The organism is Paenibacillus dakarensis (assembly GCF_001373415.1).
GTDB classification, from domain to species: Bacteria; Bacillota; Bacilli; order Paenibacillales; family Paenibacillaceae; genus Paenibacillus_AQ; species Paenibacillus_AQ dakarensis.
On the sequence record NZ_CDSE01000037.1, the window covers coordinates 1 to 11,208 of the forward strand.

The window sequence follows — 11,208 nt, forward strand, 5'->3', positions numbered from 1 at the left end:
CCCGCCTCTAGCACATGGCCTGGGCAGGTTTTCTGCAATTCGTTCTTATTGATTTATTCTACCCATTGTTCAGCCCATATCGATATCTGTTCCATAACGGGTTTTAAAGCTCTTCCCTTATCAGTCAACTCGTACTCAATGCGAACCGGTGTTTCAGGATACACATGCCGGATTAATATTCCTTCACTTTCCAGATCCTTCATTCGTTCAGAGAGCATCTTGTCACTCATTGATGGAATGAAATTAGAAATATCTTTAAAACGCTTTGGGCCACTCATCAATGTCTGAATAATCAGTCCGTTCCATCGTTTTCCCAGAAAAGCAAATGCCGACTCAAAACGAGGACAGAGACTGAGATTAGCATCTTCCATATCATTTCACCTCTTTACAGAGTCACACTACCTATTTGTGTTCATCAAAACTTACAATTAGTTAGTATATATCATAATAGCATAAATTAACTGAACTGAAAACCGTTTACCAATGAATTGTTGCCTTATTTGATATTTTTAAACTAGTTAAAAATAACTTCAATCACGATTTCAATTTTTGTATCTATTATACAGATCACTTACTTTATGCAAAAGGGGGAATTTCTTACAACAAAAAAGCCGCTTCATGCTAGACATGAAACGACTCTTTTGGGCTGTAACATCAGAATTAAATATTAAACAAGGACCTTTAACGCACGCACCGGCTCGCTTCTTCCGAACACCGGTTTATTGGCATATGAATTAATTGCAGCCCAATGGATACTGTTAGAAATTACTTTTAATATTTCAGGATTATAGTAGGTTGGATATGTCTCATGGCCTGGGCGGAAGTAAAATATTTTACCCTGTCCGCGACTGAAGGTGCAGCCACTGCGGAAAACTTCCCCACCTTCAAAATTGCTGACCAATATTAAATCATCCGGTGTAGGAATGTCGAAAAACTCTCCATACATTTCCTCATGCTCAAGAATAATTTGGGTATTCACTCCAGACATGATTGGGTGAGCCGGATTTACGGACCACAGAATTTCCTGTTCTCCCGCTACTCGCCATTTCAAGTCACAAGACGTGCCCATAAGCGCTTTAAACGGTTTGGAGAAGTGCCCGGAATGAAGAACAATCAGACCCATTCCTTCCTGCACCCGCTTCACGACCTTGCTTACAATTTCGTCCTCTACACGGTCATGAGCCATATGGCCCCACCACAACAGAACATCGGTTAAATTCAATACCTCATCCGTCAAGCCATGCTGAGGCTCCTCTAAAGTTGCTGTGCGGATGTTGAACTCCGGGCAATTCAATCCATCAGCCAAGGCTTTATGAATTCCTTCCGGATATATTGCTTTAACCTGATCATCATTTTTCTCATGAACGAACTCGTTCCATATGGTTACATTCAACATGATGTTGTTTCCCCCTAATGTTCTGATGTGTGTGATCGGACTTTACAGCAGCTTAGACCCACCACATATCTCCAAGCGGCTCTTCAATCAATACCTGCTGCAGGTTTTGGACGGCTTTAGAAAACCCTTCCTCCACAGACATCAGACCGTCTTCATGTTCAATACTTACGACATAATCATATCCAACAAGACGCAGGGCACTCATCATGTCTGCCCAAGCCTTCAGATCATGCCCGTATCCTACGCTCCGGAACTGCCACGCCCGGTCCATCATATTCGTATATGGCTGCATATCGGTGAGACCGTATTTATTCACGTTTACAGGATCAATAACGGTATCCTTTGCATGGAAGTGATGAATCGCGCCAGCACGCCCCAGAATTTGAATCGCTTGTACTGGATCAATTCCTTGCCACCACATATGGCTTGGATCAAGGTTTGCTCCGATCACATCACCTGCAGCCTCCCGCAAACGAAGCAATGTAGCTGGTGTATGCACTGAAAAACCACCATGGAGTTCCAGGCCAATCTTCACGTTATGGTCAGCAGCAAATTTACCCCACTCTGTCCAATAAGGAATGACCTTGTTATCCCACTGCCAGGTTAAGATCTCTTGGAAGTCATTAGGCCAAGGTGCTACAGGCCAGTTCGGATATTTAGCATTTTCATGATCTCCCGGACAACCGGAGAAGGTATTAACTACAGGTACTTCAAGCTTCTCAGCCAGCTCAACCGTTTTTACAAAAGTATCATGATATTCCTGAGCAATCTGCTTCTGCGGGTGCAAGGGGTTACCGTGGCAGCTTAAAGCGCTGATGATCAAGCCCCTGGATTCAATCGCTTGTTTAAAGTTTTTGAGTGCGGTTTCACTTTCCAGTAATTCGGTTGGATTACAATGAGCATTTCCAGGGAAGCCGCCTGTACCGATTTCTACTGCTTTAAGCCCTTTTGAAACCACATAATCAAGGGCATCCTCCAATTTACGACCACCTAGTAAAACCATGAATACTCCAAGTTTCATAACGAGTCCTCCAGATCCAATGTGTAGTAAGTATATTATACAATTTCTTATAAACCATTTCTTACTGTTTATTCTGTTTTGGCTCCACAATTCTTGTGGAAAAAGTGCCTTGGGTATCTAATTCCATAGTATTCCGGAATGATTTCATTTAAAATGAATTATATGGTCAAAACATGAACAATCTGGTCATTATTTTTTGTTAAAAAGGGGACGAATCAATGCACGATGATTTATCCAGCCATGTTATGGCAGCCAACTTCTCATTTCACCGAAAGCCTTTTGAAATGACACGTAAAAAAGGATTTGAGACCTATTTAATGCGACTTCAAACCGACGGCCGCTGCCGCGCCCGAATTAATAATGAATTAACCCTTATCGAACCAGGAGACCTCCTGATATTTAGTCCCGGTCAGCCGTATGAGCTGAAGATTGAGAAAGAAGTAAACCATCAGGGTGAATTGGCAGTTGAAAGCGGTGATTATCATATTTTTTTCATGGGTTCGTGGGTTGATGCCTGGTGGACTTCACGAAAACGGCCAACTCTTATCCGTATTCCCTTGGACGAGCGGCATATCGGGCTATTCCGTCAGCTGGTTATGGAGCAGCGTCGTTTATCCAATCCATTTCCGGAAATATCCGATTATATGATGCGGATCTTATGTCTTGAAGTGGATCGCTTATTATCTGAACAGCCGGCGACCACCCCCAAATTATATCTTGCGCACCGCATGAAAAATTTTATAGAAGAGAATGCCTCCTCTATCTTCAAGCTCGAAGATGTTGCCGCCCACGTCGATATCAGTGTGTCCCGAGCTGTACACCTGTTCAAAGAAGCTTTCAATACTACGATTATGCAGTATGCACTGGATATTCGGCTTGAGATTGCCAAGGAAAGAATCATATTCAGCGCCATGTCTCTTGAGGATGTTGCTGAAACTTCGGGGTTTGCAAGCTACACTTATTTTCACCGAGTTTTCCGTTCGCGATTCGGGATTTCACCAAAAGAATTCCGAAATGCCCACAGAACATCCGTTTAAACCGGATAACACAAGAGGCCGTTCAAGGATAAATCCCTGAACGGCCTCTTGTGCTCATGTCTTATTATTTATAAGAGCTATTTATCTGGATTATGCCGGGATTGATCACGTACAGTGATCGCATCAGTGACAACCATCGCAAGATCATCGTTGCCAAATAAGGACAATACGCCAAGCAAAGTCTGATCCGGGATGTCTCCTGCTTCTTCTTCTGGAACGGTTAATTGAAGTACACGCGTTAAAGACTCATTCTCCGCTTGATCGGGGTAGGCCTTCCGGTATAACTCTACAGGGTTAAGTCCATGATTGACACACCATTGTGCAAAGACGAGTATCATCATATCCTCATCTTGTCTGTAACTTTCCACAATCCGTTCTTCTACGGATTTATCCGCAGATTCCATACGCTTTCTCCTCCTGCTAATCCACCATTTTAACTGGAACCGGGTTGCGTCTTGCTTTTTCCACGTTCTTTTTCTTGACTCCTGTGCCTAGAGCAACGATAAGAGCGATGACTATAATTTCAAACCCGTATTTTACGATCGGGTTAGCAAACATACTGTGAATCATTGGCTCTTCCACGAGCATTTTGGAAGCTGTCCAAGCAAGTACTGCTGCACCTATCGTAATGACGATCGGATAACGCTCTGTAAGTTTCAGGAAGATCGTACTTCCCCACACCATAATTGGAACCGAAATAGCAAGACCAATAATAACGAGCAAGAATTCTCCTTCTGCTGCACCCGCAACCGCAAGTACGTTATCAAGACCCATCATCGCATCCGCGATTATGATCGTGCGAATCGCCGACCACATCTTGCTTCCTGCTGAAATTTCGTGCTGTTTCTCATCCACCATTAATTTATAAGCGATCCATAATAATGCCAAGCCTCCAACCAGTCTAAGTCCCGGAATTAACAGGAGCTTAACGACCAGAAGTGTGGCAACTATGCGGATAATAATGGCCCCGACGGTACCCCAGATGATGACCTTCTTCTGGTCTTCTTTCTGTACGTTACGCGCAGCAAGGCCAATGACAATCGCATTGTCACCCGCGAGCACCAGGTCAATCAGGATTATGGATAGAAGCGCCATCCAGAAATCCACTGTCATAAAATCCATAACTTCTCCACCTTTCATTGATTTTTTATATGTTTCCACTCCCCGATGAACTCCATCCCATGAAAAAAGCGCCGTTCCATTAAATAAGGTAACGGCACTTTTAGGCACATAAAAAGACCTTTACCTTATTTAAGAAAAGGCAAAGGTCTCGCTAACAACTATATCTCGTTGCCAATAAAGCCGGGGATATGTATAAGATCCCGTCATGACGACTTTACTGCAAAAGCTACTCCCCTTTGGGAAAAATATTCGGTTAATCTTATTATAACACATCATTACTCCGCTTGGCTAACTATTATTTTAAATCTTTGTTATGATGGAACTTAGAAATAGGATTTAGAACTGACCTCGCTATTCTGAAAGGACCAATTATGAAAAAATGGATTACACCTATCATCTATAGTATTATGCTTGCTCTTGCATTTATTTATAGAAATGATATTTTCACTTGGCTAAAAACAAATGATTCCTATCCTCTGCTTCTCCTTTTGGCTGCGCTGCTGGCGCTGTTTCCCATATTCCCTTATAAAGCAATCATTGCCGTATTGGGATATACCTACGGGGCTTTCTGGGGATCCGTCACAGCCTGGCTTGCTACCAACGCTGCCGCAGTGATCGTCTATCTGGCAGCTTCGCTTTATAGAGATTCAGGAAGAGCATTTCTAGCCAAATTCAGACAGCTGGATTCCTTTACAGCCGTTGTGGAAAGTCACCCTTTTAAGGCCATTGTTATCGCACGCTTGCTGCCGATCGTTCCGCAAATGGCGGTAAACGTATACGCAGGCATAACACGCGTCCCATTCTGGACCTACTTCCTTGCTACCGGCCTTGGAAAGATGCCTGCAATTCTTTTTTATGCTGCACTAGGCCAGGGCTTTACAAATCATCCTGTGCAAATGGGCATACTTATTATCCTTATCCTGAGTGCAAGTATGGTCGGCCTTGCTGTCCACCATAAAATCAAACGCAACAGCCGTACATAAACTATTTTTGGTAACAACGCCAAAATGCTTTATAATGGACATTGCAACAACATCATCCTGAATATGGAGGGATATCATGAATAATACTCAATCTGATTCAACAGAACTAGCCACATTTGCAGGAGGGTGCTTCTGGTGCATGGTCTCTCCTTTTGAAGAGATGCCTGGCATCCTTAAAGTTGTCTCGGGATATACTGGCGGCCATACGATAAATCCGACATACGAAGAGGTATGCTCAGACACCACAGGCCATTATGAGGCGGTACAAATCACATTTAACCCTCAGGTATTTCCATACACGAAACTGCTGGAGCTGTTCTGGCAGCAAATTGATCCAACCGATGCTGGCGGTCAGTTCCATGATCGCGGAACGTCTTACCGCACCGCTATTTTTTATCATAACGACGAGCAGAAACAGCAGGCTGAAGCCTCGAAGCAAGCGCTTGAAGCTAGCGGACGATTTAATAAACCCATTGTGACATCTATTCTTCCAGCAAGTGAATTTTATGAAGCAGAAGAATATCACCAAGGATACCACAAGAAAAATCCATCTCATTACAAGCGGTACCGCAAGGGCTCAGGCCGTGAGGATTTTATTGAGGCACATTGGTCTCCATCAGTCGATAAACAAGAGCTTAGAACCCGTTTAACTCCGATACAATACGAAGTGACTCAGAACAGTGCCACCGAAGCCCCTTTCCAAAATGAATTTTGGGATCATCAAGGAGAAGGAATTTATGTCGACATCGTATCTGGTGAGCCGCTCTTCAGTTCCCTGGATAAATACGACGCCGGCTGCGGATGGCCAAGCTTTACACGTCCAATCCGGGACTATAACGTTAAAGAGAAGATCGATCTCAGTCATATGATGATACGTACCGAGGTCCGCAGCAAACAAGCAGATTCCCATTTGGGACATGTATTCGAGGACGGTCCTGGTCCGAATGGTCTTAGATACTGCATCAACTCTGCCGCCCTCCGCTTTATACCTAAAGAGGATTTAGAAAAAGAAGGCTACGGTGAATATTTGTATATGTTCGAATAGGAATTGTTATCAGCCCTCCTTGAGAGGGCTTTTTTGTGTTTTCGATTATTCAGAGGGGGTAATAACATGTACACTACATTCAACGTTCAGGAGGAGGATTTTATATGCCATGGAGTAAGAATGATTACCCGCCATCCATGAAAAACCTGGAACCTCGTGTACGAAACAAAGCTGTTGAGATCGCTAATGCGCTGCTGGAAGAAAATTATGATGAAGGGCGCGCAATTGCGATTGCCACAGCCAAGGCAGAGGAATGGGATGAGAACCATCCTGAGTCATGATATCGGCATCGTAGCAGGCAGAGAAATGTCACATCACAGGGGCAGGTATCCCTTGCTCTGCTGCTCATCTACACGGAAATAGTAAAAAAGCTCGCCCTGATCCGGGCGAGCTTTTCGAAATAATAATTAACGGCTTCCTACCGATTGTGGAGCAGCCTTAGCAACCTTACTCGGCTTAAGACGTACTGGTTTCTTCTCTACACCATACGTTGCTGTAACAGTAATCATCTGTCCTGCAATCGATACCGCCAAAATGGTATACAATGTTTCGATAAGCGGCATATAAAACAAAGATAACAATAGCACAACAGCATCCATTAAGAAAAATACTGTCCCTACTTTGAGTCCGCTCCATTCGCTTACTAATACGGCAACCGCATCATCTCCGCCTGTCGCTCCACCATACCGAAGAACGATTCCGGCTCCAAAACCCGTTAACACACCAGATAAGATAGCAGCTGTCAACAAGTTATGATTAAGCTCGATTACCAGAGGAGAGTACTGTTCCATAATAGCGTAAAAGAATGAAAACATACCAGAAGCAATCATTGTATTAATAATAAATTTATGTCCTTTAATAAACCAGGCAATGACTAGCATAGGTATATCCATGAGCAGCATACTAAGTGCAGGTGGAATATCTAAAACATACTTGCCCAGCAGAGCCAGACCCATAAATCCGCCTTCCGATAAATGGTTCTGAAAATTAATGTGGTAATAAGTAAACGCTAGTAAAAAAGTTCCAAACAACATAGCTGTCATTGTGTACATCAAATTGATGATGTCTTTTCTTGTCCTCATACAGGTTCCCTCTTGTCGTAGTAGTTTGGTCAGACATAGTCCAACCTCCACGAAAAGGTACCCTTGAGGAATTCATCCTTCGCATCAAAGCTTCCTTCCTTTCGCAGAGGCTGTCCTTGTCTTTAGACGTCCGACTTTGCTCTACGAAAGAAGCTAAGTGTATGAGAGATCATAACGTTTCCAAATCGTCCTTTGGGGATTCGTCCTTCGGGGACACATGGTATCCTGATCCTTTCTTGTTTTAAAGATTTTTGTATTATGGATAGAATGAACTGACGCAGGGATTCACCGGTGAAATCACCTTCCGTTCAAACTTAACTAATACTATTATAACACAATTTATACGTTTACTAAACAGCTTACTTGAAACAATGTTAATTAATGGTAAATAATGGTGTTTTATTCTTCGAAGATACCTATAGATGTTTATTTATATATTCTAATCTATATGTTCATCATTCTGAAATATACCATGTGATCTTAATCACTAAGGCCTTCTTTTAAATTTGAATATACTTAAATAGAAAGATTTGTTGCATTTTCGAAAGAGAGGTAATATAACATGCTTGACTCACAAACAATTCAGATCATTAAATCTACAGTTCCCGTTCTTGAAGTACACGGGCAGGCAATAACTACTGTATTTTACAAAAAACTATTTATCCATCATCCAGAGCTTATGAATATATTCAATCACGCGAATCAACGCCAGGGTAAACAACCCGCCGCACTCGCGGGTGCTGTCTATGCGGCAGCTGCTAACATTGACCGCTTAGAAAACATCCTCCCCGTCGTCAAGCAAATCGGTGAGAAACACCGTGCGCTCAACATTTTACCTGAACATTATCCGATTGTTGGTGAAACATTGCTGGGTGCGATCAAAGACGTTCTTGGCGCTGCAGCCACACCGGAGATTATCGATGCCTGGGAAAAAGCTTATCAAGTAATTGCAGATGTATTCATTAGTGTTGAAGCCGAAATGTACCGCGCCGCAGAAACCGCACCTGGCGGTTGGAGAGGTTACCGGAACTTCGTCATTGACCACAGAGTGGAAGAGAGCAGTGTCATTACTTCCTTCTATCTCAAACCCCAAGACGGGCAGGCTATATCCCAATACGAGCCGGGGCAGTATATTACTCTGCGTGTAAAGCCAGAAGGAGAATCTAATACACATATCCGTCACTACACTCTATCTTCAGCACCTGGACAGCCCTACTATAAAATTAGTGTTAAACGTGAAGATGCTGGAGCAGAAAAGCCGGCTGGTATTGTTTCCTCCTGGCTTCACCGTCATGCTGAGGTGGGCACCGTGGTTGAGTTAAGTGCACCTGCCGGCTCCTTCACACTGGATCAGGAGAGTGAAAAGCCACTCGTGCTCATTAGCGGTGGCGTCGGACTAACACCAATGATCAGTATGCTTGAGACCGTTCTTGTTAACCAGCCTGAACGTCCTGTTACTTTTATTCATGCAGCTATTGACGGAAGCTACCATGCGATGAAGGAGCATGTTGAGAAGCTTGCAGCAGATCATAAACAGCTTAAATCCTATGTTGTCTATGAATGCCCTCAGGAAGAAGAGGCTTGTCATAAGCAAGGCTACATCGATATTTCCTTCTTGCGTGACAAGATGGATTCGTCATCCGATTGCTATTTCTGCGGACCTCAAGCTTTTATGTCTTCCATCTTTAAAGACCTTAAGGAACTTGGAGTTCAAGAAGAGCAGATCCATTATGAATTCTTTGGCCCTGCTGGCACTTTATAATTTGCAGCTTGGCACATCCAGATCAGATGCCACCAGTTCAACCTTGATCCGATCGGGATCTTCGAAAAAGACGGCATAATGGCCAAGGCCGCCAGCATAGGGATACTTATCCTCGTAGAGGATGGGTATCCCTCTTTTTTTCAATTCAGGAATCATCTCATCCAGCTGGTATCGGGATGATGCATGGAATGCGATATGATTAAGACCAGTTCTACGACGATGATATGGAAATTCTAAGAATCGCTTCTCCGTCTGAACAAACACAATATAGGTCTCCCCCTGTTTCCAGCTGATCCCCTTATCCCATTCCTGATATAACTCATATCCCAGCTCTGTGAGCAACCATCCCCAAAATTCCCGGCTGCGCTTTAGATCACTCGTGTTAATCTCTACATGGTGCAGCAGTGGTCATCCCTCCGGTTCTATTCCTTATGTCCTCTTAACAATCTATTTACAGTCTCACGACGAACCCCGATCAATTGCCCGATCTCTTCTTGTGTCAAAAATTCAGCTAAAGACATGCCCTCAGAATATTCGTTCATCCACTGGGTCAGAAGCTCCAGCCGCTCTGCAGGAGTACCCACCGTCAAATGGTCCAGACGCTGCTGCATAAACCGCACCTTTTCCTGCAGGAGCTTGGCAATTTCCATTGGTTTCTCCGGATTTTCTCTTAGTTCCCGATACCACTCTTTTGCCGGAATCACTTCAATTTCACTACGAATAAGTGCTGTAGCCGTTCCGTGTGTTTCCTTCGGACTGATTAGAGAATGGTGTGGAACCGTCTCCCCGGGATACAATATATTAAAAAGCACCATATTTCCGTTCTCATGAAGTCTCGTCACCTTAAATAATCCACTTTTTATATGATATAAATATTCGCCGCTATCCCCTTGATGAAACAGCACTTCCCCTTTGTGTAAAATCATTACTTCTTTCCTCCGATCTGATAAAAAACCCGATACATGCCATGCCGAATTTATAAACTTTCTTATCCATTATATCAAAAGTGGACGAGTAATCTGATTTAGCTTACAAGCCCTGTGCAAATTAATTCCGTATTCAGGCGCCTTGATAGCGGCATACTAGCTGAAATGGACTTGAAAGCGAGGGACCACTTATCCGGAATGTGATACAAATCTACCTCACCGACTTGAAAAACGTAACCAAAAACTGGGTCGCTTCTGTTCTTATCATAGGGCTGGCTGTGCTGCCCTCGCTATATGCCTGGTTTAATATCGCATCTTCCTGGGACCCTTACAGCAAGACTTCCAGCTTATCGATTGCTGTTGCCAATCTGGACAAGGGTACTCTTTTACAAGGCACCTCGATCAATGCCGGAGATGAGATTATTCGATCCCTTCAAGGCAATCAAAGTCTAGGATGGCGAATTACAGACCGGGATTCCGCTGTGCATGGTGTCCGTCACGGTGATGATTACGCAGCGATTATTATCCCTGAGGATTTCTCGGCTCGCATTGGAACCGTACTATCGAAAGAACCATCTAAAGCTGAAATTCTATACTATACGAATGAAAAAATTAATGCGATTGCACCAAAAGTAACTGCTAAAGGTGCTTCCGCAATTGTAGGAGAGGTAAGTAAAAGCTTCATTCAAACTGCGAACGGAGCGATTTTTCGAATATTTAATGAGCTTGGAATCCAGCTCGAAAATGAGCTGCCCACGATTAAAAAAGTAGAAAGCCTGGTCTTCCGCATCGAAAGCCATTTTCCTGACCTCAACCGGGCCATGAATATCGCAA

General features: G+C 43.5%; 14 protein-coding genes. 6 read left to right on the forward strand and 8 right to left on the reverse strand.

Annotation, left to right across the window (positions count from 1 at the left end; genetic code table 11):
* Nucleotides 1–53 precede the first annotated feature (53 nt).
* From BN1234_RS10415 to BN1234_RS10425, 3 genes are all read right to left on the reverse strand, one after another.
* Entirely contained in the window at nucleotides 54–371 is a 318-nt protein-coding gene (locus tag BN1234_RS10415; RefSeq protein ID WP_054956601.1) for a winged helix-turn-helix transcriptional regulator, read from the reverse strand.
* A 296-nt stretch (nucleotides 372–667) separates the two neighbouring features.
* Nucleotides 668–1,396 carry a ThuA domain-containing protein gene (locus BN1234_RS10420; protein ID WP_054956602.1) on the reverse strand — a complete coding sequence of 243 codons (729 nt, stop codon included), beginning with the start codon at nucleotides 1,394–1,396 and terminating at the stop codon, nucleotides 668–670.
* Between the two features lie 52 nt (nucleotides 1,397–1,448).
* Nucleotides 1,449–2,417, reverse strand: coding sequence for a sugar phosphate isomerase/epimerase family protein (locus BN1234_RS10425; protein WP_054956603.1), 969 nt, complete (start codon nucleotides 2,415–2,417; stop codon nucleotides 1,449–1,451).
* A 218-nt stretch (nucleotides 2,418–2,635) separates the two neighbouring features.
* Here BN1234_RS10425 and BN1234_RS10430 point away from each other — a divergent pair, with 218 nt between their 5' ends.
* A complete protein-coding gene (locus tag BN1234_RS10430; RefSeq protein ID WP_054956604.1) occupies nucleotides 2,636–3,454 on the forward strand; it encodes an AraC family transcriptional regulator in 819 nt (272 codons plus the stop codon).
* Nucleotides 3,455–3,531: 77 nt separating this feature from the next.
* Here BN1234_RS10430 and yxiS read toward each other — a convergent pair whose 3' ends face one another.
* Entirely contained in the window at nucleotides 3,532–3,858 is a 327-nt protein-coding gene (yxiS, locus tag BN1234_RS10435) for a protein YxiS (protein WP_054956605.1), read from the reverse strand.
* A gap of 16 nt (nucleotides 3,859–3,874) precedes the next feature.
* Nucleotides 3,875–4,576, reverse strand: a complete 702-nt coding sequence (locus BN1234_RS10440; RefSeq protein WP_054956612.1) for a TerC family protein — start codon at nucleotides 4,574–4,576, stop codon at nucleotides 3,875–3,877.
* Nucleotides 4,577–4,947: 371 nt separating this feature from the next.
* On the opposite strand from BN1234_RS10440, the gene BN1234_RS10445 reads away from it, so the two are divergent.
* The 3 genes from BN1234_RS10445 to BN1234_RS22505 all read left to right on the forward strand — a co-directional run bounded on the left by BN1234_RS10445 (nucleotide 4,948) and on the right by BN1234_RS22505 (nucleotide 6,885).
* A complete protein-coding gene (locus BN1234_RS10445; RefSeq protein ID WP_054956606.1) occupies nucleotides 4,948–5,559 on the forward strand; it encodes a TVP38/TMEM64 family protein in 612 nt (203 codons plus the stop codon).
* A gap of 76 nt (nucleotides 5,560–5,635) precedes the next feature.
* Complete coding sequence (gene msrA / locus BN1234_RS10450) at nucleotides 5,636–6,604, forward strand: peptide-methionine (S)-S-oxide reductase MsrA (RefSeq protein ID WP_054956607.1); 969 nt, start codon at nucleotides 5,636–5,638, stop codon at nucleotides 6,602–6,604.
* A 104-nt stretch (nucleotides 6,605–6,708) separates the two neighbouring features.
* Nucleotides 6,709–6,885 carry a DUF2188 domain-containing protein gene (locus tag BN1234_RS22505; protein WP_170308024.1) on the forward strand — a complete coding sequence of 59 codons (177 nt, stop codon included), beginning with the start codon at nucleotides 6,709–6,711 and terminating at the stop codon, nucleotides 6,883–6,885.
* 126 nt (nucleotides 6,886–7,011) lie between these two features.
* Here the strand turns inward: BN1234_RS22505 and BN1234_RS10455 are convergent, their stop codons facing one another.
* Nucleotides 7,012–7,686: a YitT family protein gene (locus BN1234_RS10455; protein ID WP_054956608.1), complete on the reverse strand. Its 675-nt coding sequence runs from the start codon at nucleotides 7,684–7,686 to the stop codon at nucleotides 7,012–7,014.
* 562 nt (nucleotides 7,687–8,248) lie between these two features.
* On the opposite strand from BN1234_RS10455, the gene hmpA reads away from it, so the two are divergent.
* The gene (hmpA, locus tag BN1234_RS10460; RefSeq protein ID WP_054956609.1) at nucleotides 8,249–9,448 is read left to right on the forward strand and encodes an NO-inducible flavohemoprotein; all 1,200 of its coding nucleotides are present in this window, start codon (nucleotides 8,249–8,251) and stop codon (nucleotides 9,446–9,448) included.
* Here the strand turns inward: hmpA and BN1234_RS10465 are convergent.
* Together BN1234_RS10465 and BN1234_RS10470 are read right to left on the reverse strand one after the other, a co-directional pair.
* A complete protein-coding gene (locus tag BN1234_RS10465; protein ID WP_054956610.1) occupies nucleotides 9,443–9,853 on the reverse strand; it encodes a VOC family protein in 411 nt (136 codons plus the stop codon). The genes hmpA and BN1234_RS10465 overlap by 6 nt on opposite strands.
* A gap of 17 nt (nucleotides 9,854–9,870) precedes the next feature.
* Nucleotides 9,871–10,374: a Crp/Fnr family transcriptional regulator gene (locus BN1234_RS10470; RefSeq protein WP_054956611.1), complete on the reverse strand. Its 504-nt coding sequence runs from the start codon at nucleotides 10,372–10,374 to the stop codon at nucleotides 9,871–9,873.
* A 200-nt stretch (nucleotides 10,375–10,574) separates the two neighbouring features.
* On the opposite strand from BN1234_RS10470, the gene BN1234_RS10475 reads away from it, so the two are divergent.
* On the forward strand, nucleotides 10,575–11,208 hold a 634-nt coding region (locus tag BN1234_RS10475; protein ID WP_245640145.1), incomplete at its 3' end, for a YhgE/Pip domain-containing protein.